Source organism: Actinoplanes sp. DH11, assembly GCF_020873875.1.
GTDB lineage: Bacteria > Actinomycetota > Actinomycetes > Mycobacteriales > Micromonosporaceae > Actinoplanes.
In genome coordinates this window covers 32,441-55,520 of the sequence record NZ_JAHWGU010000020.1, presented here as the reverse complement: position 1 = coordinate 55,520, position 23,080 = coordinate 32,441, and the positions used below count along the sequence as shown (strand labels likewise).

Annotated in this window: 22 protein-coding genes; 7 read left to right on the top strand and 15 right to left on the bottom strand. The window is 72.7% G+C overall.

The features are described from left to right. Window positions 1-1,622 precede the first annotated feature (1,622 nt). Window positions 1,623-2,975: a UDP-N-acetylmuramoyl-L-alanine--D-glutamate ligase gene (gene murD, locus LPA41_RS26725; RefSeq protein ID WP_229073623.1), complete on the bottom strand. Its 1,353-nt coding sequence runs from the start codon at window positions 2,973-2,975 to the stop codon at window positions 1,623-1,625. Window positions 2,976-3,070: 95 nt separating this feature from the next. Here murD and LPA41_RS26720 point away from each other — a divergent pair, with 95 nt between their 5' ends. The 3 genes from LPA41_RS26720 (at window position 3,071) to LPA41_RS26710 (ending at window position 5,907) form a co-directional block, all read left to right on the top strand. Beyond that, on the top strand, window positions 3,071-4,354 hold the full coding sequence (locus LPA41_RS26720) for a hypothetical protein (RefSeq protein WP_229073734.1): 1,284 nt from the start codon (window positions 3,071-3,073) through the stop codon (window positions 4,352-4,354). Beyond that, window positions 4,351-5,460, top strand: a complete 1,110-nt coding sequence (locus tag LPA41_RS26715) for a serine hydrolase domain-containing protein (protein WP_229073622.1) — start codon at window positions 4,351-4,353, stop codon at window positions 5,458-5,460. The genes LPA41_RS26720 and LPA41_RS26715 overlap by 4 nt, the downstream gene beginning before the upstream one ends. An 84-nt stretch (window positions 5,461-5,544) precedes the next feature. Further along, window positions 5,545-5,907 carry a signal peptidase I gene (locus tag LPA41_RS26710; protein WP_229073621.1) on the top strand — a complete coding sequence of 121 codons (363 nt, stop codon included), beginning with the start codon at window positions 5,545-5,547 and terminating at the stop codon, window positions 5,905-5,907. A gap of 65 nt (window positions 5,908-5,972) precedes the next feature. On the opposite strand, the gene LPA41_RS26705 is transcribed toward LPA41_RS26710, so the two are convergent. After that, window positions 5,973-7,805 carry an FAD-binding oxidoreductase gene (locus tag LPA41_RS26705; RefSeq protein WP_229073620.1) on the bottom strand — a complete coding sequence of 611 codons (1,833 nt, stop codon included), beginning with the start codon at window positions 7,803-7,805 and terminating at the stop codon, window positions 5,973-5,975. A gap of 134 nt (window positions 7,806-7,939) precedes the next feature. Between LPA41_RS26705 and LPA41_RS26700 the strand changes: the two genes are divergently transcribed. Continuing rightward, a complete protein-coding gene (locus LPA41_RS26700) occupies window positions 7,940-8,734 on the top strand; it encodes an RNA methyltransferase (RefSeq protein ID WP_229073619.1) in 795 nt (264 codons plus the stop codon). A gap of 29 nt (window positions 8,735-8,763) precedes the next feature. On the opposite strand, the gene mnhG is transcribed toward LPA41_RS26700, so the two are convergent. From mnhG to LPA41_RS26655, 9 genes are all read right to left on the bottom strand, one after another. Beyond that, window positions 8,764-9,099 carry a monovalent cation/H(+) antiporter subunit G gene (gene mnhG / locus LPA41_RS26695; RefSeq protein WP_229073617.1) on the bottom strand — a complete coding sequence of 112 codons (336 nt, stop codon included), beginning with the start codon at window positions 9,097-9,099 and terminating at the stop codon, window positions 8,764-8,766. Next, window positions 9,096-9,368 carry a monovalent cation/H+ antiporter complex subunit F gene (locus tag LPA41_RS26690; protein WP_229073616.1) on the bottom strand — a complete coding sequence of 91 codons (273 nt, stop codon included), beginning with the start codon at window positions 9,366-9,368 and terminating at the stop codon, window positions 9,096-9,098. Before LPA41_RS26690 ends, mnhG begins: the two co-directional genes overlap by 4 nt. Then, on the bottom strand, window positions 9,365-9,901 hold the full coding sequence (locus tag LPA41_RS26685; RefSeq protein ID WP_229073614.1) for a Na+/H+ antiporter subunit E: 537 nt from the start codon (window positions 9,899-9,901) through the stop codon (window positions 9,365-9,367). Before LPA41_RS26685 ends, LPA41_RS26690 begins: the two co-directional genes overlap by 4 nt. Beyond that, on the bottom strand, window positions 9,898-11,406 hold the full coding sequence (locus LPA41_RS26680; protein ID WP_229073612.1) for a Na+/H+ antiporter subunit D: 1,509 nt from the start codon (window positions 11,404-11,406) through the stop codon (window positions 9,898-9,900). Before LPA41_RS26680 ends, LPA41_RS26685 begins: the two co-directional genes overlap by 4 nt. Further along, on the bottom strand, window positions 11,403-11,801 hold the full coding sequence (locus LPA41_RS26675; RefSeq protein WP_229073610.1) for a Na(+)/H(+) antiporter subunit C: 399 nt from the start codon (window positions 11,799-11,801) through the stop codon (window positions 11,403-11,405). Before LPA41_RS26675 ends, LPA41_RS26680 begins: the two co-directional genes overlap by 4 nt. Then, window positions 11,798-14,692, bottom strand: coding sequence for a Na+/H+ antiporter subunit A (locus LPA41_RS26670; RefSeq protein WP_229073608.1), 2,895 nt, complete (start codon window positions 14,690-14,692; stop codon window positions 11,798-11,800). The genes LPA41_RS26675 and LPA41_RS26670 overlap by 4 nt, the downstream gene beginning before the upstream one ends. A 103-nt stretch (window positions 14,693-14,795) precedes the next feature. Further along, on the bottom strand, window positions 14,796-15,335 hold the full coding sequence (locus LPA41_RS26665; protein ID WP_374238213.1) for a GerMN domain-containing protein: 540 nt from the start codon (window positions 15,333-15,335) through the stop codon (window positions 14,796-14,798). Continuing rightward, window positions 15,332-16,690: a cell wall metabolism sensor histidine kinase WalK gene (locus LPA41_RS26660; protein WP_229073604.1), complete on the bottom strand. Its 1,359-nt coding sequence runs from the start codon at window positions 16,688-16,690 to the stop codon at window positions 15,332-15,334. The genes LPA41_RS26665 and LPA41_RS26660 overlap by 4 nt, the downstream gene beginning before the upstream one ends. After that, window positions 16,687-17,376 (bottom strand): response regulator transcription factor, encoded by a 690-nt coding sequence (locus tag LPA41_RS26655; RefSeq protein ID WP_229073602.1) that lies wholly within the window; start codon window positions 17,374-17,376, stop codon window positions 16,687-16,689. The genes LPA41_RS26660 and LPA41_RS26655 overlap by 4 nt, the downstream gene beginning before the upstream one ends. A gap of 152 nt (window positions 17,377-17,528) precedes the next feature. On the opposite strand from LPA41_RS26655, the gene LPA41_RS26650 reads away from it, so the two are divergent. Together LPA41_RS26650 and LPA41_RS26645 are read left to right on the top strand one after the other, a co-directional pair. Beyond that, on the top strand, window positions 17,529-17,789 hold the full coding sequence (locus LPA41_RS26650; RefSeq protein WP_229073600.1) for a GlsB/YeaQ/YmgE family stress response membrane protein: 261 nt from the start codon (window positions 17,529-17,531) through the stop codon (window positions 17,787-17,789). Beyond that, on the top strand, window positions 17,786-18,127 hold the full coding sequence (locus LPA41_RS26645; protein ID WP_229073597.1) for an STAS domain-containing protein: 342 nt from the start codon (window positions 17,786-17,788) through the stop codon (window positions 18,125-18,127). The genes LPA41_RS26650 and LPA41_RS26645 overlap by 4 nt, the downstream gene beginning before the upstream one ends. A 379-nt stretch (window positions 18,128-18,506) precedes the next feature. On the opposite strand, the gene LPA41_RS26640 is transcribed toward LPA41_RS26645, so the two are convergent. From LPA41_RS26640 to LPA41_RS26625, 4 genes are all read right to left on the bottom strand, one after another. Next, a complete protein-coding gene (locus LPA41_RS26640) occupies window positions 18,507-19,094 on the bottom strand; it encodes a dihydrofolate reductase family protein (protein ID WP_229073596.1) in 588 nt (195 codons plus the stop codon). Between the two features lie 56 nt (window positions 19,095-19,150). Beyond that, window positions 19,151-19,828, bottom strand: coding sequence for a hypothetical protein (locus tag LPA41_RS26635; RefSeq protein WP_229073594.1), 678 nt, complete (start codon window positions 19,826-19,828; stop codon window positions 19,151-19,153). Window positions 19,829-20,024: 196 nt separating this feature from the next. Then, entirely contained in the window at window positions 20,025-21,164 is a 1,140-nt protein-coding gene (locus tag LPA41_RS26630; protein WP_229073592.1) for an SPFH domain-containing protein, read from the bottom strand. Window positions 21,165-21,194: 30 nt separating this feature from the next. Continuing rightward, window positions 21,195-21,644: an NfeD family protein gene (locus tag LPA41_RS26625; RefSeq protein WP_229073590.1), complete on the bottom strand. Its 450-nt coding sequence runs from the start codon at window positions 21,642-21,644 to the stop codon at window positions 21,195-21,197. 110 nt (window positions 21,645-21,754) lie between these two features. Between LPA41_RS26625 and LPA41_RS26620 the strand changes: the two genes are divergently transcribed. Then, window positions 21,755-23,059: a serine hydrolase gene (locus LPA41_RS26620; RefSeq protein ID WP_229073588.1), complete on the top strand. Its 1,305-nt coding sequence runs from the start codon at window positions 21,755-21,757 to the stop codon at window positions 23,057-23,059. Window positions 23,060-23,080: the final 21 nt, after the last annotated feature.

Below are 23,080 nucleotides of genomic sequence, written 5' to 3'. Positions count from 1 at the left end.
GAACGCGCCCGAGCGTCAGCGGGCCGGAACGCCACTAAGGACCAGTGGGCCAGGACGCAGCGGGGAGGTCGGGGTCCGGGGTCGGCGCCGAGGCCGACGGCGGCGCGGCCCACCGAAGGGGGAGCCGGCGGGTCGTCCACGAGCTTTCACCGAATAGGCAGGAGCCCTCGCCGGATACTGGCCGCCCCAACCAGCGACGCTGACAGCCCGCTGCGCTTTCTGATCAACCCTGGAGAGCCGATTGGTCGGTGCGATATGTCTCGCGTCGAGACCAGCAAGCGCAGCTGTCACCCACGGTCGCCCCACAGCACCCTCCGCCAGCCATGAGTGACAGCCAGCAGCCAGCTGTCACCCACGGTCGTCCCGCAGCACCCCGCACCAACCGTGGATGACAGCCCGCAGCCAGCTGTCACCCACGGCCGTCCCGAGGCACCCTGCACCAACCATGAGCGACAGCCCGCAGCCAGCTGTCACCCACGGCCGTCCCGCAGCACCCCGCACCAACCGTGGATGACAGCCCGCAGCCAGCTGTCACCCACGGTCGCCCCGAAGCACCCTGCACCAACCATGAGCGACAGCCCGCAGCCAGCTGTCACCCACGGCCGTCCCGCAGCACCCCGCACCAACCGTGGATGACAGCCCGCAGCCAGCTGTCACCCACGGCCGCCCCGAAGCACCCTGCACCAACCACGAGCGACAGCCAGCAGCCAACTGTCACCCACGGCCGTCCCGCAGCACCCCGCACCAACCACGAGCGACAGCCGGCAGCCAACTGTCACCCACGGCCGCCCCGAAGCACCCTCCGCCAGCCATGAGTGACAGCCGGCAGCCAGCTGTCACCCACGGTCGTCCCACAGCACCCTCCGCCAGCCGTGGGTGACAGCCAGCCCGGCTGTCACCCACGGTCGTTCCACAGCACCCTCCGCCAGCCATGAGTGACAGCCAGGCCGCCCGGCTGTCACCCACGGTCGTCCCACAGCACCCTCCGCCAACCATGAGTGACAGCCGGCTGGACCGGCTTGTGCTTGTGCTTGTGCCACCGCGAGACGTTCTTCGCGACCACCAGCACGAGTTGGGCAGAGCCGGCTTGCACTTACGGTCGCCGCCGGCCGTCTACCGGCGGCACGGTCCGGACCGATTCGCGCTCGTGGTTGCTGCGTCGATCCCAGGGTCGTGATCATGCGCTGTGCGCTGCAGTCGGGCAGGGTGAGAGCCGGGCACGGCAAGTAGGCCCGATCCGAACCGGGCGGAGCAGGGCAACCCGATGGAAACGAAGGGGATCAGGCGAGCCCTGCAAGCCAAGCCCAACCTGCGAACCTGGCCAACCCTGCGAACCGGGCTACCCCCGTAAACGAACGACCCTCGCAAATTAGGTTGCTCGCGAACCGGGCTAACCCCACAAAACGAGCGGCCCCGCGAGCCGCGCCGGCCCCTGCGGATTGGGCCCACCCCGCAAGCCGAGCCGGCCCCCGTGAATTAGGCCCACTCAGCAAGCCGAGCCGGCCCCCGCAACCTGGGCCCGCCGCCGCGGATCGGGTGGGAGTGGCGGATGGGTGGGGGCGCCGGGAGTGGCTGCCCGGGAGGGGCCACTCGGCGGTGGGGGGCCACTCGGCGGTGGGGGGCTACTCGGCGGTGGCTTTGATGGCCTCCAGGAAGGCCTCGGACCGGTGTTCGAAGTTGCGGAAGCGGCCGTAGCTCGGCGCTGCCGGGGACAGGAGGACCACTCCGCCGGGTGGGGTCAGGGTGCGGGCCAGGCGTACCGCGTCGGCCAGGTCTTCGGCGGAGGCTGTTTGGATGCCTGACAAGTCCGACAAGTCGGAGAGGATGCGGGGGCCACTGTCGGGGAGGCCGATCACGGTCAGTGTGCGGGAGGAGAGGAACTCACGTAACGGTGCGTAGTCTAGGCCCCGGTCGGTGCCTCCGACGAGGACGGTCAGGGGGCGGTCCTCGTACGCCTCGATGGCGTGCATCGCCGAGTATGGGCTCGTCGACAGGGTGTCGTCGACGAAGGTCAGGCCGGAGGGGTCGGCGATCTCGGCCAAGCGGTGCGGCAGGCCGCCGAAGGTGCGCACCGCCTGCTCCAGGACGTCGCGCAAGGCGAGCACGTCCAGGCCCATGCCGTCCAGGACGGCCAGGGCAACGCACAGGTTCCGCTCGTTGTGGCGGCCCTTGAGCGGCAGCGACGCGCGCGGGAACAGGGGCTCGTCGCTGCAGAAGACGGTGCCGTCCTCGACGCGGAAGCGGGAGTCGCCGGCGGCCGCGGGTACGGGCGGGAAGCCGTTGCGGTCGATCTTGCCGCGGATCTCGTCGCGCAGCCGTTTGTCCTCGCCGTTGACGACGATGAGCTCTGGACCGTACGCCAGGAGGTTGAGTTTGTCCCGGTAGTAGGCCTGTTCGCTGCCGTGCGAGTCGAGGTGCTCGGGGAAGAGCGAGGTGACCACGGCGACCCGGGGCGAATCGGTCAGGTCGGCGCACTGGTAGCTGGAGAGTTCCAGCACGTACAGCTCGGACTCGGGCAGGTCGAGGAGCGGGACGCCGATGTTGCCGCCGTACGCGTTGGGCCGCCCCGCCGCCGCCAGCAGGTGACTGATCAGGCTGGACGTGGTGCTCTTGCCCTTGCTGCCGGTGACGCCGACGGTGCGTTCCGCGTTCGCCGCCATCCAGAGGGCGCTGCCGCTGGTCACCGTGACGCCGCGGCTGCGCAGCTCCCCGAGGTACGGGTGGGTCAGCGGCACACCCGGCGAGCGCACCACCACGTCGGCCGTGTAGAGCGCCGCCTGCGCGTGCTCCCCGCCGGCCAGGGGCGCGAGCGTCGCCAGCTCACCCTCCCACGGCGTGGCCAGGTAGTTCGCGCTGTCGTCGACGGCGATCAGCCGGGCCGGCTCGTGTTTCGCGATCGCGGTCACCGCGGCCCGGCCCTCCCGGCCGGTGCCCCAGACCGCCACCGAGCGGCCACGCAGATCCTCCAGGCGCACGTCTCTCCCCCACCGTTCGCTGTGACCCCGGCCGGGGTCGAACTAATATTGCCCGTCGGCCAGATGACAGGAGTTTCCGGGTGCAGTTCGACGTCATGCGTTTCCCCTCGTACTCGTTCGATCCCTCGACCGGGGTGGCGACGTTCGACTACCTCCTGGAGGGTCCGGAGCCACTGCGCTTCACCGAGACGATCACGTTCCCGCTGCCGGACTCGCGGGCGGTCCCGGAGGAGTTCCTGCTGGTGCTGGACCTGCTGCACGTGGTGGCCGGGGTGAGCTACTACAAGGTGGGCGCGCCGGGCCGGGTGGTGGCGCCGATGCCGGTGCCGGAGGTGGTGCAGGATTTCTTCACGGCGGTCTACACCGAAGGGCTGGCGGAGTACGCGTACCGCAACCAGCTGCCGCACGTGCTGGAACTGACCGTGGAGACGCCCGGCGACCTGCAGCCGGCCGAGGTCCGGGACATGCCGGGCCGGCCGCTGTCGGCCGTCGGCGGCGGCAAGGACTCGATCGTCACCCTGGAGATCCTGCGCGCCGCGGGCCTGGACCCGGTGCCGTTCTCGGTGAACCCCAATCCGGTGATCGAGAACGTGAACGCCGCGTCCGGCCTGCCCGCCCTGGCCGCCCGCCGCAAACTCGACCCGCGGCTGTTCGAGCTCAACAAGGCCGGCGCGCTGAACGGGCACATCCCGGTCACCGCGATCAACTCGCTGATCGCGATCGCCACCGCGGTCTGGCACGGGCTCGGCCCCGTGGTGATGTCGAACGAGCGGTCCGCCTCCGACCCCAACCTGATCTGGAACGGTCACGAAGTCAATCACCAGTGGTCCAAGGGCGCGATCGCCGAGGGGCTGCTGCGGGACGCTGTCACGGCGTACACCGGGCTGGCCGACCCGTATTTCTCGCTGCTGCGCACGCTCTCCGAGCTGCACATCGCCAAGCTGTTCGCCGGTCACACAGCGTACGACGACGTCGTCACGAGCTGTAACAAGGCGTTCAAGCTGCACGACCCGACGGCCCGCTGGTGCGGTGACTGCCCGAAGTGCCGGTTCGTCTTCCTGGCGATGGCGCCGCACATGTCCCGGGAACGGCTCACGCACATCTTCGGGCACGACCTGTTCGCCGACCCGGCGCAGGTGCCGGGTTTCCTGGAGCTGCTCGGCGTCGACGCGCACAAGCCGTTCGAGTGCGTCGGCGAGGCCGAGGAGTGCCTGGTGGCGCTCTCGATGCTCACCGACGACGCCCCGGTGCTGGTGGCCCTGCGCGCCGCCGTGCCGGCCTCGGCGTGGGACGACGCCTCGCACAGCGCCGTGTTCACGCCGGGCGGGACGAACCACATCCCGGCGGCGTACCGGAAGATCCTCGACGAGGCCGTGTGATCGCGCACGGCACCGCCGGTGGGGCGTGGGCCGAGGTCGCCGAGGTCTTCGCGGCGCTCCCCGAGGACCCGGGCGCCCAGCTGGTGGTCCACCACGACGGGCGGCTCGTCGTCGACCTGTGGTCGGCCGCGTCCGGCGGCGGGGACGCGCTGACCGGGATCTTCTCGGCGACCAAGGCCGCGGCCTACCTGGCGGTCGCGCGCCTGGTCGACGACGGCGTCCTGGAGCTGTCCCGGCGGATCGTGGAGTACTGGCCCGAGTTCGGCGGGGCCGGCAAGGACGGGCTGACCCTGCGGGACCTGCTCGCCCACCGCACCGGCGTGATCGGCGTGGACGGCGGTTTCACGGCCGCCGAGCTCGCCGACGACCGGGTCCTGGCCGAACGGCTCGCCCGGCAGCAGCCGTTCTGGCGGCCCGGCGCGATGTACGGCTACCACGCCTTCGTGATCGGCGCGCTGCTCGGTGCCGTGGTGTGGCGGGCCACCGGCCGCACCCTCCAGCAGCTCCACGCTGATCTGATCCGGGCACCCTACGGCGTGGACGTCTTCCTCGGCGGGGCCAGCGAGGAGCGGTACCGGCCGGTCGTGCGCGACGGCCGCCGGACCCGGATCCCGCCCGGCAGTCTCACCGAGGTCGCCTTCAACCAGAACGCCGACCCGCCCACCGACGCCGTCGAGTGGATCAACACGCCGCACGTGCGGGCCCTCGGTCAGGCGTCCGGTGGCGGCGTCGCCAGTGCCCGGGGGCTGGCCGGGATGTTCGCGGCGGCCCTCTGGGGCGCTGCCGGCGCCCCGCCGCTGGTCAGTCGCCAGACGCTCGCGGAGTTCGCCGAGATCTCCTCGCCCGGCTTCGACCGGGTCACCGGCGAGCGCTCCCACTTCGGGCTCGGCTTCGAGGTCCAGCACCTGCGGCACCCCGGCCTTACAGCGACCGCTTTCGGTCACAGCGGGGTGTCGGGCACGCTCGCGCTGGCCGATCCGGGGCACGGTCTCACCTATGCGTACACGCGACAGCGGTGCACGTACCCGGGAGGCGCCGCCGCCGAGAACGCCGCGCTGATCCAGGCGGTCCTGCGGGCCGCGCGGGGCAACGGGCGGACCGGGTGACCGAACCGGGCCGATGGGCGGGCCGGGTGACCGCGAACCGGGCCGGTGGGCAGGCCGGGTGACCGACCGGTAGCGTCGGCGGGCGTGACAGACGGGATCTATGTCGGGAACGCCGACCCGGACGCGCTCGCCGACCACGGCTGGCTGCTCGGCCACTTCAAGCCGGAGGGCGACCTGCGGCACAGCACGGATGTGGAGATCAAGTGGGGCCGGCACCCGAAGGGTGACCGCCGTGCCGCGTGGGTGCGCGGCGAGCACCGTACCGCCCTGCTCGTGCTGATCAGCGGGTGCTTCCACATGGAGTTCCCGGAGCGCACCGTGGTCCTGGACAAGCAGGGCGACTACGTGGTGTGGGGGCAGGGCGTCGACCATTCGTGGGTCGCCGCCGAGGAGTCGGTGGTGCTGACCGTGCGCTGGCCGTCGATCCCCGGTTACGCCGTCCGCTGAGCCGGAGATCCCCGGTTACGCCGTCCGCTGAGCCGTAGATCCCCGTTACGCCGTCCGCTGAGCTGTCACTCCGGCGGGTCGTGGTGGAGCCGGCTGATGTCGATCCCCAGGTACCCGAGGGCGGAAACGGCGGAGGCGACCATCAGTGGCGGCCCGGCCACGTAGATCTCGTGCCGGGCCCACTCGCCGTGCGCGGCCACCGCGTCGGTGACGACGCCTGCCGCGTACGGCCCGGGGCTGCCCTCGGACACGACGGGTACGACGGTGGCCCGGGGCGCCTCGTGGGCGATCGCGAGCACGTCGTCGAGGTCGTAGAGCTCGGTCAGGTCCCGGACGCCCCAGAACAGCGTCGCCGGCCGCGGATCGCCGGTGGCGGCGAGCTGGGCGAGCAGTGCCTTCATCGGGGCGATGCCGGTGTCCCCGGCGATCATCAGGAGGCCCCGGCCCGGCTCGGACGGCAGGACCATGTCGCCCTCGGGCCGGCTCAGCCGGATCCGGTCGCCGACGCGCACCCGGTGCACGAGGGCGTGGCTGACGCCGGCTGCGGACCGGGCGCGGACGTGCAGTTCCACGACCTCGTCGCGGTGCGGCGTGCCGGCCGGCGAGTACGGCCGCCAGACCCCGGGCAGCCCGTCGACCTCGACCCGGGTGTACTGGCCGGGCCGGTACGGCATCGGCAGGAACGGCCGCACCCGGATCACCGCGAGCTCCGGCCGGCGCAGTTCGTGGTAGACCACCTCGGCGGTCCAGAGGGTCGGCTCATACGCCGCGAGCGTCCCGCCGTGCACGATCCACTCGTAGGTGTGCTGCCACGTCCAGCGCCACGTCTGGTCGAAGTCCTGCCGCCACGCCCCCGGCGCCATCCCGGCCCGCATCGCCTCGGCCAGGGCGGCACCGACGAGCTGCAGCTGGTTCCACTGCACGCCGCACTCGGCGAGCGCCGCGCCGAGCCGTCCGCAGCCGGCGACCACGGTGGGCGGCGCGTCCAGGTTGTGCACCAGCCAGGTCAGCGCCCGGGCCAGCTGGCGGCGCTGGGTCTCGGGCGTGCCGGGCAGGGCCGTCAGCAGGTCCGGCTGGGCCTGCATCAGCGCGTCCCAGAGCCGCTCGGCCACCTCCGCGGTGCCGCCGGCGAAGGTCAGGCTGGTGCTGAGCAGGCGCTGCGTGTCGCGCAGGGCGGCGTCGTCGGCCGGGTCCATGCCGTCGGACCCGGGCGCGTTGCGGATCGGCGGCGGGTCGTGCGGCGCGCGCGGCGTGTAGCCGGACTGGGACGGGTCCGGCATGAACTCGGTGCCGGACGGGCCGATCGGGCGGATCCCTTCCAGGCCGGGGATCGGGCCGACGGGCGTGGTCGGCCCGCCCGGGGTGATGCCGGTGATCGGGTTGATCCGGCCGGCGGCGGCACCCCAGACCCCGCGCGAGGCGGCGGCCTGCCGGCGACCGGGCGGGGTACCCAGGCCGGACCGGCCGAGGGTGGCGCCGGGGTCACCGCGCCAGAGCAGTTCGGAGGTGGGGCGTTCGGCCGGTTTCTCGGCGGGACGCGCCGGCCGGGGTGGCGGCGGTGGCGGGATCCGGCTCGGGTGGGCGGCGGGCTCGTCGGGGAAGCTGCTTCCCGGGGACACTTCGCCTCCGTAGCCGGGGTCGGGCGCCTGGCCGGTACGCGATCTGCCGCCTGATCCGGAGCCGGAGCCCGGCGTCCCTCCCGGGGCGTCCCGGGTCGAGGGATCCTTGCCGGAGGCCCGCTCCTGCGACGCCCGGGCGTTGGCGGCGATCTCGGAGAGCGCGGCGGCGGTGTCGGCCGCGCCCGCGGCGGCCGCGTCGGGCGCGTTCTGGCGCAGCCGGATCGCTCGCAGCAGGGCGAGCAGATGCGGGTCGGAGCCCGGTCCCGATCCAGCCGACACTGACACCCCCAGAGCGATCCGTCGTCAGGTCCATCCTCTCTCACCATATGCCTGATCTGCCGGAAAAATCCGGCCTCATCGGGCCGCCGCGGGTGGATGCCGGCGGCTCCGGCGCGACTCGGCACAATGCCCTGGTGCCAGCTCTCAGCATCACCAGCCCCGACGACCCCCGTATCGCCGACTACCGCGCGCTGACCGACGTCGAGCTACGGACGAAGTGGGAACCCCCGAACGGGCTGTTCATCGCCGAAGGTGAACTCGTCATCGAGCGTGCGCTGCGCGCCGGGTACCGCCTGCGGTCCGCCCTGGTCGACGAGAAGCGGGCCGGCCAACTGACCGCCCTCCCGGCGGACGCCCCGCTCTACACCGCGCCACCGGCGCTGCTCGAGTCGATCACCGGGTTCCACGTGCACCGCGGCATCCTGGCGTCGTTCCACCGCCGCCCGCTCACCCCGCTGGACGAGCTGCTGTCCGCCGCCAAGCGCATCGCCGTGCTGGAGGGCCTCAACACGCACACCAACCTGGGTGCGCTGTTCCGCAGCGCCGCCGCCCTCGGCATCGACGCCGTCGTCCTCTCCCCCAACTGCGCCGACCCGCTCTACCGCCGGGCGGTGCGGGTCAGCATGGGCGAGGTGTTCGCCATCCCGTACGCCAAGGCGGAGGACTGGCCGGCGACGCTCGCCGCCGTCCGCGAGGCCGGGTTCACCCTGCTGGCGATGACCCCGGCCGACGACGCGGTGGCCCTGCAGGAGCTCACCCCGGCCCACCGCGAACGCCCCGCCCTGCTGCTCGGCGCCGAGGGACCCGGCCTGACCCGGCAGGCGCTGGCGGCCAGCGACGTCCGCGTCGCCATCCCGATGCGCAACGGCGTCGACTCCCTCAACGTGGCCACCGCGGCGGCCATCGCCTTCTGGGAGTTGTGCCGCTGAGCGTGCAAGCGGGAACCCGGCGCGGCTTGCTAGCGGGAACCCGGCGCGGCCGGCGCGTCGGCCAGTTCGTCGGTCACCAGCAGGTCCTCGCGGACCCGGCCGGAGCGGTACCCGGCCCGCCCCACCATGTGTGCCGCCACCGGGGCCGTCGCCATCTGGAAGACCGCGACAAGCGCCATCACGCCGACATGGTCGCGCATCCGCAGCGCACAGCCGGTCAGCACCAGCAGCAACCCGAGCACCTGCGGTTTCGTGGCGGCGTGCATGCGGGACAGCAGGTCCGGGAAGCGGACCAGCGCCACCCCGGCGGAGAGGCCGAGGAGCGCGCCGGTGATCAGGCAGAACCAGGCGATCGCGTCGATCATCGCGGCGGCCTCCGGGTGGCGAAGCGGGCCACGCTCACCGACCCGATGAAGCCCAGGATCGAGAGCACGACGAGGATCGGCAGGGCTGTCGCGTCGCGGGAGAACGCCGCCTCCGCGCCGATCGCCGCCATCACGATGGCGAGCAGCACGTCGGTGGCGATGATCCGGTCCAGCAGGGTCGGCCCGCGGACCACGCGAACCAGGGCCAGCGCGGCGCCGGCGGTGAGCAGCACGGTGATGATCACCGCGACGACGGTCGTCACCGTCATGGTGTCGCCTCCTCGACGATGCGGCGTTCGGCGGCGGAGCCGAAGGCGTGGACGATGCGGCGTTCCAGGGCGAGTACCTCGCCGCGGAACCGTTCCACCTCGGCCAGCGACGACACGCCGAGGACGTGCACGTAGAGCACCCCGCGCTCCCGGTCCACCTCGACGATGAGGCTGCCCGGCACCAGCGAGAGCGCCTCCGCGGTCAGGGTCAGCCCGAGGTCGCTGGGCGCGCGCATCCGGACCGCTATGACAGCGCTGCGGGGTACGGTGCCGAACCGGAACGCCAGGACCGCCACCTGCGCGCTCGCCACCACCATGTCGACGGCGAACCGGGCGGCGAAGCGGAGCACGCCGATCGGGTGGATCCGGCCGGCGTAGGTGACCGCCGGCAGCGGGAAGACGGTCAGCACGACGGCCGAGACGATCAGGCCCCCGACCACGGTGAGCGGGGTGACCGAGCCCCAGAGCATGGTCCAGATCAGGGTCAGGGCGGCCGCTGCCACACACCTGTCCCGCCGGCGCCCGGTGATCACGGCGTCTCCTCGCCGAGGACGGCCTGCGCGTAACCGGCCCGGTCCCGCAGATCGCCGGCGGCCTGGTCACCGACCTCGAACAGCGGACCGGCCACCACGGTCAGGGCCACCCCGAGCGTGACCAGGGCCAGGGTCGGTACGACCATCATCGGCGGGCACCTTCCGGCGTCGGGGGCGGGCATCGACGGGTGGGGCGCTCGCCAGAACGCGAGGTTCCACACCCGGGCGATCGCGTAGAGGGTGAGCAGGCTGGTCAGGACGCTGCCGACGACCAGCAGCCAGGCGAGGGGCCCGCCGTCGGCGACACCGGCCTCGATCAGGCCGAGCTTGCCGATGAAACCGGAGAACGGCGGGATGCCGGCCAGGTTCAGTGCCGGTATCAGGAACGCGATCGCCAGCACCGGGTTGAGCCGGGCCAGGCCGCCGAGCCGGTCCAGGGCGGTGCTGCCGCCCCGTTTCTCGATCAGGCCGGCGGCGAGGAAGAGCGTGGTCTGCACGGTGATGTGGTGGACCACGTAGAAGATCGCGCTGGACATGCCGAGCCGGCTGGTCAGGCCGACACCGAACAGCAGGTACCCGATGTGGCTGACCAGGGTGAACGACAACAGCCGTTTGATGTCGGACTGGGCGACGGCGCCGAGGATGCCGACCAGCATGGTCAGCAGCGCGGCGACGAGCAGCACCACGGTGGCCCGGCCGCCGGGGAAGAGCAGCGTCTCGGTCCGGATGATCGCGTAGACGCCGACCTTGGTGAGCAGGCCGGCGAAGACCGCGGTGACCGGTGCCGGCGCGGTCGGATAGCTGTCCGGCAGCCACGAGGAGAGCGGGAAGACCGCCGCCTTGATGCCGAAGGCCAGCAGCAGCATGCCCTGGAGCACCAGTTTCAGGTGGTCCGGGAGCGTGTCCAGCCGGCCGGCGAGCTGCGCCATGTTGAGCGTCCCGGTGGCGGCGTAGATCAACCCGATCGCGGTCAGGAAGATCACCGAGGAGAGCAGGCTGACCACGACGTAGGTGGCGCCGGCCCGGATCCGGTTCTCCGTGCCGCCCAGGGTGAGCAGCACGTAGCTGGCGACCAGCAGGATCTCGAACCCGACGAACAGGTTGAACAGGTCGCCGGCGAGGAACGCGTTCGTCACGCCGGCGGTCAGCACCAGGTAGGTCGGGTGGTAGACCGAGAGCGGCGTCTCCTCGTGGCCGTCGGCCATGCCCTGCCCGATCGAGTAGATCAGCACGCAGACCGTGACCGCGGCGGAGACCACCAGCATCAGGGCGGCCAGTTCGTCGGCGACGAGCACGATGCCGAGCGGCGCCGCCCAGCCGCCGACCGCCACCACCAGCGGTCCGCCGGTGGTGGTGAGCGCGAGCAGGGCCGCCGAGACGAGCAGGGTCGCGGTCAGGGCGGTGAGACTGATCGTGCGCTGCGCCCGCGGCCGCCCCGCCAGCATCAGCGTGAGTGCCGCCCCGAGCAGCGGGATCGTCACCGGCAGCGGTACCAGCCAGGTCACGACTGTTCCTCCGTGTCGTCGGTGCCGGAGCCCTCGTCCCGCTCGGCGAGCAGCATGATGCGCCGGTCCTCCATGTCGTCCTGCACCTCGTCGTGCCCGGACATGGCCCAGCTGCGATAGGCCAGGGCCAGCAGGAACGCGGTCATCCCGAGCGTGATCACGATGGCCGTGAGGATCATGATCTGGGGCAGCGGATCGGCCATCTCCGCCTGCGGGGCGCCGCCCACGATCGGCGGCGCGCCGGCCCGGCTGCCGAGCAGGATCAGCAGGTTGACCCCGTTGCCGAGCAGGATCATGCCCATCAGCACCCGGGTCAGGCTGCGTTCGAGCAGCATCGACACCCCGGCGGCGAAGAGCACGCCGATCACCACGACGTAGACCAGGTTCGGCGTCATACCGGCTCCTTCGCCAGCCCGGGCGTGGCCTCGGGGGAAGCGGTGGCCGCGCCGGGCGGGGCATCGGCGGGTGCGTGCGGCGGCAGCTCCGGCGATTCCTGCGGTACGGCGTCCGACGCGGCCGCCTCGTGCTGGCGGTCCAGTTCGGCGCCGAGGCTCCGCAGGATCTCCAGGACCAGGCCGACGACGATCAGGTAGACGCCGATGTCGAAGGCGACCGAGGTGGCGAAGTGGAGGTGGCCGAGAACCGGCAGGTGCACGTCGACCAGGGCGCTCTGGAGCACCTGGCCGCCGGCGACCATCGCGGCCAGGCCGGTACCGACCGCGGTGAGCAGGCCGGCGCCGAGCACCAGGCCGGCGTCCACCGGCGCGGCGGCGTTCAGTTCGGGCTTGCCGCCGGCCAGGTACCGGGTGGTGAGCGCCAGACCGGCCACCAGGCCGCCGGCGAACCCGCCGCCCGGCTCGTTGTGGCCGGAGAAGAGCAGGTAGATCGAGAACAGCACGATGGTGTGGAACAGCAGCCGGGCCACCACCTGCAGGATGATCGACTGGCGGCGGGCCTCCGGAATGTCACCGGCACGCAGCCAGCCCGCGCCCGGCCCGGCCGCCGGCACCCCCTGCTCGGCGAGCCGGCCGCGCAGCGCGCCGTCCCGCCGGAAGATCAGGCTCGCCACCCCGGTCGCGGCCACCACCAGCACCGAGATCTCGCCCATCGTGTCCCAGGCCCGGATGTCGACAAGCGCCACGTTGACGATGTTGGTGCCGCCGCCGTAGGAGACGGCCAGGCCGGGGAAGTCCACGGAGATCGGGACGGCCTGCCGGCCGCTGACCGCGGCGTACGCCATGCCGGCGGCGGCCAGCCCGGTCCCCACGGCCAGCACGTTGCGCATCACCCGGCTGGCGACAAGCGGCCGGGCCGAGAAGAAGGCCGGCAGCCGGCGCAGCACGAGCAGGAACATCACGATGGTGGCGGTCTCCACCAGGAACTGGGTGAGCGCCAGATCGGGCGCACCGTGCAGCACGAAGATCACCGCGATGCCGTAACCGCTGACCCCGACCAGGATCATCGCCGTCATCCGGCGCCGGGCCCGGGCCGCGAGCAGCGCGGACACCGCCACGACGGAGCCGGCCACCAGTTGCAGCGGGCTGTCCCAGAGGCGGATGCCGGCCGGCCAGGGCGCGCCGAGGCCCAGCGTGACGGCCCCGATGACGACCAGGACCACGAGGATCGTGCCCAGCGAGAACGGCAGGGAACCGCGCTGGGTCGCGCCGGTCACCTCGACGGCGGCCCGGTCGACGGCGGACATCACCCGGCGGTACGCGGTCTCCGCGGCCGGCAGGCGCTGCTCCGGCCACGCACCGCGCCGGGCCGGGCCGAACCAGACCGACAGGCCGATCGCCAGGACCACCACGGAGAGCAGCACCGGCAGGCCCGGGCCGTGCCAGTGGGCGAGGTGGTAGGCGGGACCGCCGAAGGTGTCCGCCCACGGCGCCAGCACCGTGTCCAGCGGCGTCGCGAGCAGGCCGGCGACCAGTCCGGCGACGGCGAGCAGCGCGGCCGGCGCGACGAGCCCGGGACCGGCCCGTTCCGGCACGGCGGCCGGCACCCCGGGCTTGGTGGCGAAAGCACCCCAGAGCAGGCGCAGCCCGTACGCCACCGTCAGGCCGGACCCGGCAACCAGGGCGAGCAGAACCGCCCGGTCCAGGTCGCCGCCCTGCTCGAAAGCCGCGAAGGCGGCCTCCTTGCCCACGAAACCGGCAAGTGGCGGCACACCGGCCATCGACGCCACCGCAAGGCCGGCCGTGACCGCCACCGCGGGCATCCGCCGGCCCAGACCGCTGAGCTCCCGCAGGTCCCGGGTGCCGGTTGTCCTGTCGATCACGCCGACCACCAGGAACAGCGCCGCCTTGAACAGCGCGTGGGCGAGCAGCAGCGCGGCACCGGCCAGCGCGGCCGCCCGGCTGCCCGCACCGAACGCCACGGTGAGCAGGCCCAGCTGGCTGACCGTCCCGTAGGCGAGGACCAGCTTCAGGTCGTTCTGCCGCATCGCCGCCCAGCCGCCGAGCAGCATCGTCGCGACACCCGCGGCCAGGGTCACCGACCGCCACGCCACGACGCCGTCGAAGGCCGGGCCGAGCAGGCCGATGAGGAACACGCCGGCCTTCACCATCGAGGCCGCGTGCAGGTAGGCCGAGGCGGGCGTGGGCGCGGCCATCGCGGCCGGCAGCCAGAAGCTGAACGGGAAGATCGCCGACTTGGAGAGCGCGCCGGCCAGGATCAGCACGGCGGCGGTCGCGAGGTACCCGCCGTCCGGCAGCGGACCGGCCGCGATCTCGGACCAGCGGTAGGTGCCGGCGTGCTCGCCCAGCATCACGAACCCGACGAGCATGGCGAGACCACCGGCGGTGGTGACCACGAGCGCCTGCATCGCGGCACGACGGGCCGCGGCGCGCTCCGGGCTGTGCCCGATCAGCAGGTACGAGAAGACGGTGGTGAGCTCCCAGAAGACGTAGAGCACGATCAGGTCGTCGGAGAGCACCAGCCCGGTCATCACACCGGCGAAACCGAGGAACGTCCCGGCGAACCGGCCCAGGTCCGGGTCGCCCTCGGCGAAGTACCTGGCGCTGTAGGCCAGCACGACCGCGCCGACCCCACCGACGACAAGCAGCAACAGCCAGGCCGGCGGACCCAGCCGCAGCGCCAGGCTGACATCCAGGTGCGGGACCCAGGGATAGGTCTCGGTCCGGAGCTGCCCGGTGTTCGCCAGCGCCCACCCGGAGGCGGCCGCCGGCACCAGGGCCAGGCCGTAGAGCACGCGATTGCCGCCGATCCGCACCAGCAGCGGTGCGGCGAGGGCGGCCACGGCGTGCAGGACAAGAAGAAGTAGCACGCCACACCTTTCCGACTCGCAGGCCGCCCAGCCTGCCCGCGCGATGTGGCACTCCCACCCCGGAACCACGACAGCTTCGTGACGCTTTCCGGCCCGGTCCGCGTCAGGCCGGCACGATCAGCTCGCTGTAGTCCCAGCCCCGCAGCGGCCGGTCGGTGAGGGAGCCGTCGGCCCGGGGAACCCGCAGCGGGTCACCGCCCCGGGTGAACGACACCGACGCCACGTCGGCGCGGGCGGTCAGGGTGCAGACGATCTGGGCGTAGGCGAGCACCTCGTCGGTGCGGGACGCCGCCTCGGCCACCTCCACCGTCACCCCCGCACCGTCGCTGCGCACCGACAGGGTGGTCCCGGCCAGCGCGGTCGCCAGGCCCAGCCCGCGTTCGGCCGCGTTCGGGCCGGCGGTCAGGTCGTCGAGCTGCCGCTGCGGGGTGGGCACAGCACCGACCCGGCGGACCGCCTGCACCAACCGGCCGTCCCGGACCAGGCAGAGCACCTCGGCGACCTCGCCACCCGGCGCCGGGCCGGCCGGCACGGTGTTCAGCGGGCCGCGCGGCAGGTCCACCGGGTGCGGCTCGTCCTGCGCCGGGATGCCGCAGCCCGCCAGCAGCACCAGGGCCACCGCCGCGGCCGTCAGTCTTCTCATGGCACGCATCCGGCCAGCTCCACCCTGAATCGCGCCCCGCCACCGGGCCGGTCGCCCACCGTGGCCCGTCCGTCGTGCGCCGCGGCGTGCCCGGCCACGATCGACAACCCGAGGCCGGTGCCGTCCTTGGCGCCGCGGGCGTTCGCCGCCGGACCCCGCACGAACCGGCTGAAGATCGCCGGCCGGTGCTCCTCGGGCACGCCCGGCCCCTCGTCGTCCACCTCCAGGAAGCACCGCCCGCCACCGGCCGCACCGAGGCGCACCGCGATCGGGCCGCCGCCGTACCGGATCGCGTTGTCGATCAGATTGGCGAGCGTCTGCTCGAAGCGGCGTCGGTCCACCCGCCAGGTGCCCGGCGTGCCCGGCACCACCTCGACGAGCGAGCCCGGCAGGCCCCGGGCGGTGCACACCCCGCGGGCCAGTTCCGCCACGCCGGTCGGCTCCCGGTGGACCGGCTGGTCGCTGCGGGCCAGTTCGAGCAGGTCGTCGACGAGGTTCTGGAAACGGGACACCTCGGCGGCGATCAGCCCGACCGCGGCCGCGGACCGCTCGTCCAGACTGTCCTTGCGGCGGTGGACCACGCTGACCGCGGCCTCCAGGGTCTGCAGCGGCGACCGCAACTCGTGGCTCACGTCGGCGGCGAACCGGCGGTCCCGTTCCAGGCGGCGGGCCAGCTGGTCGGCCATGTCGTTGAAGGCGTGCGACAGCCCGGCCAGGTCCGGTTCGGTGGCCGGGTCGAGGCGGGTGGCCAGGTCACCGGCTGCCACGCCGCGGGCGGCCTCGGCGACCACGGTGAGCGGGCGCAGGGCGTACCGGGTGACGTACCACCCGACGGCGGCGCCGCCGGCGGCCACCATGATGGCGACGGCGGCGAGGACCACCGCGAGCAACTGGAGAGTACGGTCCAGCTCGCGCAACGACACGATCTCGTAGAAGGCGGCCGACCCGGACAGCGGGATCCCGACCACCAGCGCCGGGCCCGAGTCCCGCCGGATGCGCTGGGCGCCGGCCTCACCACGGCCCAGCATCTCCTGCAGCCCGGCCGGGACCGCCGAACCGGCGGCCGGTTCGGCGGTACGCGAATACCACTCGCCGTTCAGGTGCAGCAGCACGTACCGGTCGGCGCCGGTGTCCAGCACCCGCAGCGCCTCCGCCACCTCCGGCGCCGGGCCGGCCACCCCGGCGTTGACCACCGTGGCGTCGACGTAGGCGGCCCGGACCGCGGTCCGCTCGCGCTCGGCGAACAGGGTGTTGCGGATCAGCTCGTACGACACCAGGCTCACGCAGGCCGACAGCAGCAGCGCGCCGACGGCGAACGCCGCGCTCACCCGGGCACGCAGGCCGATCGGCCTCACGGCTGCAGCTTGTATCCCAGGCCGCGCACCGTGACCAGGTGGCGGGGCTTCGAGTTGTCCGTCTCGATCTTGTGCCGGAGCCGCCCGACGTGCACGTCGACCACCCGCTCGTCGCCGAACTCGTAACCCCAGACCCGCTGCAGCAACTGCTGGCGGGAGAGCACCAGGCCCGGATGCGCGGCCAGCTCGCAGAGCAGCCGGAACTCGGTGCGGGTGACGGCGACGGGCGCGCCGTTCAGTCGTACCTCCCCCGCGTCCGGACTGACCTGCAGATCACCGAACGTCAGCACGGTGGCCGCCGGGGCGGTCGCCGCCGCGGCGGCCACCCTGGACCGGCGCCGCAGCGCCCGCAGCCGTGCCGCCAGCTCCTTCACCGCGACCGGCTTGATCACGTAGTCGTCGGCACCGGCCTCCAGTGCGGCCACGATGTCGTGGGTGTCGTCCCGGGCGCTGATCACGATGATCGGCACCTCGGTGTCGCGGCGCAGCTGCCGGATGCACTCGAAGCCGTCCATCCCCGGCAGCATCAGGTCGACGAGCACCGTGTCGGCGGGCCGGCGGCGCTGCTCGGCGAGCCCCTCCTCGGCGGTGGCCGCGGTGTACGCGGTGTAGCCCTCGTCCTCCAAGGCCATGGACAGCGACAGCCGGATCCGGTCGTCGTCCTCGATCAGCAGCACGGCGGTCATATCCGCATGATGCCGCCCCGACCGCCCGGACACCCGGTGGAGGGGCGAGACGAGGACTTTGTCACGCAACTGTCACGCCCGCGGGGAGGGATCGCCACGCCACCGGGCCACGCTGGGCTCCGTTGACGTTTGTTGCTGAACCGGAGGTACGCATGTCGGCCGTCAGCCTGGCAGCCGCGGTCGCCGTCGGTCTCGTCGCCGGGCTCGCCGCGTGCGCCCCGCTGCGCCGCCGCGGCCTGCCCGTCTGGCTGCCGTTCGCGGCGGGCGTCGGCGCCGCCGTGCTCGCCAGCATCGTCACCCGCCTCTCCAACGCCGAGCGGACCAGCCTGACCCTCGTCGAGGTCGTCCTCCAAGTGCTCTTCGCCGCCGCCGGGCTGGCCGCTGTCGCCGTCACCGCGAGGAACGACCGATGACCATCTCCACCTGTTTCGACCTGACGGAGAACCGCGACGCCACGGTGCTGACGCCCCTGGCCGACCTGGACCGCGACATCGCCGAGGAGATCCGGCCGGTGCTGATGTCGGCCGCCGGCAAGGGCCGCGACGTACTCGTCGACCTGCACGCCGTCCACCTGATCGACTCGGCCGGGCTGGGCCTGCTGGTCCGTGCCCACCAGGAAGCCAAACAGCACGGCGGGCGGCTGGCGCTCGTCGCGCCCTCCCGCTTCGTGCAGACCGTGCTGCACACGATGCGGCTGGACGGCGTGTTCCCGCTCTACCCCGACCGCGAGGCGGCCCTCCGCTCCCCCTGAGCGAGGCGCCCCACCGGTCCCGCCGGCGAGGCGCTCTCCGGTACTGGTAGCCAGGCGCCCCGCCAGTCCCGCCGGCCGGGGCGCCTCTCCGGTCCCGCTGGCAGTGCGCCCTCCGGTCCCGCCGGCAACGTCGGCACGGCGCGGGGCGTTGCTTGCCTCCGCCTCCGCTGCGCTGCGCCCGAGCGGCGAAGTTGATCTGCTAGCGATGCGAAATCGCGGTTTCAACCCCATGATCACAGCGATTTCGTAGCGCTAGCAGATCAACATCTCGACCGATACGGGCGCGACGGGGGTGACCGGGGCCAGAACCGGCGCGCGGAGTCCACGCGCGGGCGGTATCGGCTGGACGGCGACCGGGGGCGGCGCCCGCGGGGTCGCGTCAGTCGAATCGGTAGGTCACGTGCGTGGCCTGCCCCGACCCCCGGACGTGGATCTGCCGCATCGACCGGGCCGACAGCCCCGTGAACAGCGGCGTGCCACCGCCCAGCAGCACCGGCGACACGTGCAGGCGCAGCTCGTGCACCAGCCCTTCCTCGATCGCCCGGCGCACCGTCTCGCCGCCGCCCATGATCACCACGTCCCGGTCGCCGGCCATCGCCGCGCCCTTCGCCACCGCGCCGGCCAGCCCGTCGATCACGAAGGTGAACCGGTCGGCGAGCCGCACGTGCTCCGGCGGCGTCCGCGTGACAACGAGGACCGGTGGTTCAGCGTTGCGGCCGGCGCCGTAGCCGCGCTCCTCGTTCCACCCGTGCGGCCCGTCGACCACGTCGAACAGCCGGCGCCCCATGATCACGACCCCGGTGGCGGCGACCGCCTCGTCGAGCACGTCGGCGTCGACCGGGTCCGGCCGCAGGGCCCACGTGTGCAGTGCCTCGCCGCCACGCCCCAGGCCGGCGTCGGGGCCGGGCGCCGGACCGGTCACGTAACCGTCCAGCGAGATCGAGATGTCAGCGATGACACGGGTCATGCGCCAACCCTATGCGCCCCTGCGGATCCCCGCCGCCCGCAACAGCCCGCCGCGGTTCACGAGCGCGGCACGAGACGGCCGCCGGTCCAGGCCAGCCCCATCCCGGCGGCCAGCAGCAGGAGGGCACCCACCGTGGGCAGCGGTTTCGCCGCGTACGACTCCGAGGCGATCGCCACCGCCGCCAGCATCAGCAGCACCCCGTCGGCCGGGTTGACGAGTTTCGACCGGAACACCGCCCAGCCCAGCAGCAGCAGGCCCAGGCCGGTGATCGTGCCGGCGGCCGCGAGCAGCAGCGGCACGTGCCCGGCCATCAGGGGTGCGCTCTCCACCACGGCGTTCTGGGGCAGTACGGCGAGCGGGACCAGCGCGGACGAGCCGGCGAGTGTGATCAGCAGGCCGGCCAGGGCGCTGCGGCGGGTCCGGGAACCGGCGAGGAGGCCGGCCAGGGCGATCAGGGCCACGGTGGCCAGCCAGGCGGCGAGCAGCCGCACCACGAGCGGGCCCGGTGCGCTCGGGACACCCAGCGTCAGCCAGCCGTAGAGCACGGCGGCGATCGGGAGGCCCCACAGCGCGAGACGGGCGTACCTGCGCACCGACCAGATCCACACCGCGTCCCGTACCGGAACAGGGTGGTCCTGCGCCACCAGGCCGGAAGTCGGCGTCGGCGCGCCGACCCATGCCGGTGCCACCCGCAGCGGGCGACCACTCGCGGTCTGACGTTGGCTGATGCTCATGGCTCCGCCTTCTCACAGGGGCCTTGTCGGGGCAACAAGCCGAGCGGCCGGGGGGAACCGGTCGGATCCTGAGGCGAAGCATGCCAAAAAGCGCGGGAGTGTGGGGCGCATCACCTGAATCCGGGAAAAGTCGGGCCGAAAAAGCCCGGTCCCCGAGGGGACCGGGCTGATATCGCCAGGCGCCGCGCCTCCGTGCCTAGCGCTTCTCCACCTGCACCTGCCGGGCATCGACCGGCTCGGGCTGGTCGCCCTCGGCCTCGGAGTAGTCGGCGCTGCCCAGGGCGGCCGCCGACGGCATGGCCGAACCCGTCAGCTGTGCCGTGCCGGTGCTCTCGGCTTCCGCCGCGCGTACCTCATCGTTCACCTTCTGCGCCTCCGCCGCTGCCGCCTCCGCGGCCGCGACCGCCTCGCGCTCGACCGCGCCCGAGTCGACCCGGGGCGACGGCTCGTCACCGACCATGTTCGCCAGGCCGCCCAGCGCACCGCCCAGACCCTCCAGTGCCTTGGTCAGCTCGGTCGGCACGATCCACACCTTGTTCGCCGTGCCGTTCGCGATCTGCGGGAGGGCCTGGAGGTACTGGTAGGCCAGCACCTTCTGCGACGGGTTGGCCGTGTGGATGGCGTCGAAGACCGTCCGGATCGCCTTCGCCTGGCCCTCGGCCTGCAGGATGCGGGCCTGCCGGTCACCGTCGGCGCGCAGCACCTGGGACTGCTTCTCACCCTCGGCGGTGAGGATGGCCGCCTGCTTGTGACCTTCGGCGTTCAGGATCGTGGCGCGACGCTCCCGCTCGGCGCGCATCTGCTTCTCCATCGAGTCACGGATGCTCGGCGGCGGCTCGATCGCCTTGATCTCCACGCGGGTGACCTTGATGCCCCAGCGGCCGGTGGTCTCGTCGAGCACGCTGGAGAGGTGCTTGTTGATCTGGTCGCGGCTGGTCAGGGCCCGCTCCAGGTCGAGCGAGCCGATGACGTTGCGCAGCGTCGTGACGGTCAGCTGCTCGATGGCCTGCAGGAAGTTCGAGATCTCGTACGTCGCCCGCACCGGGTCGACGACCTTGAAGTAGAGCACCGTGTCGATCGAGACCACCAGGTTGTCCGAGGTGATCACGGGTTGCGGCGGGAACGAGACGACCTGCTCGCGCATGTCCACCTTGGTGCGCACCGCGTCGACGAACGGCACCAGCAGGTTGAGGCCCGGTGACAGCGTGCGCTTGTACTTGCCGAGCCGCTCCACCACGTCCATCCGCTGCTGCGGGACGATCCGCACCGACTTGACGAGGGTGGTCACCGCGAGGACCGCGATGGCTATGACGAGGACCAGAAGGATCGCTTCCATGACGCCTCTCAGATAGTTCGTCGTGTGTTTCTAGACGTCGGGAACGTCGTCGTGCCACACCAGCACCGTGGCGCCGCGGACACGGACGACGCGCACCCGGTCGCCGGGCTGGAACGACTCCTTGCCGTCGAACGAGCGGGCCTGCCACAGCTCGCCGTCGATCTTGACCATGCCACGACTCTCGTCGACCTCATCCAGGACGACGCCACGGGCGCCCTCCATCGCCTCGATGCCGAACGGCGTGTCGCCCGTCTCGACCGCCGGGCGGGCATGCCGCATGACGATCGGGCGGACGGCCGCCACCGAAAGACCCGAGACCACCGCGAAGACGATGATCTGGAGCAGCACCGGGGCGCCGAACGCCGCCGCTGCGGCAGCTGCCGCAGCGCCGGCCGCGAAGAAGATGACGAGAATCGTCGCGGTGAAGGCCTCGCCGATCACCAGCGCGATCGCGAGGACGATCCAGAGAACGGCTTCCACATCATCGATCGTGGCACGTTCGCGCACATACGGCACATGACGATTTGGCGTAGCCGATCCGTCATCCAACAGTTAAACCCGTCAGTCCCCCACCCGAGAGGTTTTCCACCGTGTCGCTGCTTCCGGAGACCGCCCGCCGCGTCGACGAGATCGCCGCCCGGGCACAGGCCACCGGTCAGGTGCCGTCACTCGCCCTCGCCGTCGTCCGGGACCGCGCCGTGCTGCACTTCGCCGGCGCCGGGGAGCAGCCCCGGCCCGACCCGAAAACGCAGTACCGCCTCGGCTCCATCACCAAGACGATCACCGCGACGCTGGTGATGCAGCTGCGCGACGAGGGTGCCTTCGCCCTCGACGACCTGCTGTACCGGCATCTGCCCGGCACCCCGATCGGCGGCGTCACCCTGCGCCAGCTCCTCGGCCACGTCTCCGGCCTGCAACGCGAGCCGGACGGCCCGTGGTGGGAACGCAACGCCGGCGGGACCGTGGAGCAGCTGCTCGCAGGGCTGACCTACGAGAAGCTGGCCGGCCCGCCGTTCCGCCGGTACCGCTACTCCAACCTCGCCTACGGCCTGCTCGGCGCCGTCCTGGAACGGGTCACCGGGCAGGGCTGGGCCGAACTCGCCGGTAAACGCGTCCTCGACCCGCTCGGCATGAAGCGCACCAGTTACGCGCCCGTCGAGCCGTACGCCCGGGGCTATGTCGTCCACGAGCTCGACAAGACCCTGCACGAGGAGCCCCGCCTGGACAGCGGCGCGATGGCACCCGCCGGGCAGCTCTGGTCCACGGTCACCGACATGGCGAAATGGGCCGGCTTCCTCGCCGACCCGGCGCCCGCCGTCCTCGCCCGCGAGACCGTCGACGAGATGTGCACCCCGGTGGTCATCGCCGACCTGGAGTCCTGGACCGGCGGCCACGGCCTCGGCCCGCAGCTCTTCCGGGTCGGCGAACGCGTCTACGTCGGGCACGGCGGTTCCATGCCCGGCTACGTCGCACACCTGGTCGTGCACCGCCGCTCCCGGCTGGGTGTGATCATCTTTGCCAACGCGTACGGGCTGAGCGGCGGCCACATCAGCGAGGTCGCGTTGCGGACCCTCACCACGGTCCTCGACGCCTCCCCGGAGACCGTCGCACCGTGGCGTCCACCCACCGCTCCGGTCGGCGAACAGGCCGAGCTGTGCGGCCGCTGGTGGTGGATGGGCCGGGAGTACGAGGTCGCTCCCGACGGCGAGGCGCTGGTGATGACCGGCCCGAACCATCGGACCCGGTTCGTCCGCGAGGCGCCGGACCGGTGGCGCGGCACCGAGGGCACCAACGAGGGCGAGATCCTCGCGGTCGTCCGCTCCGCCGAGGGCGGCGTGGACGCCCTGGACATCGCCACGTTCGTCCACAAGCGCTCACCCGCCCACCTCGCCTGACGCGGTCCCGTCACCGCGGCC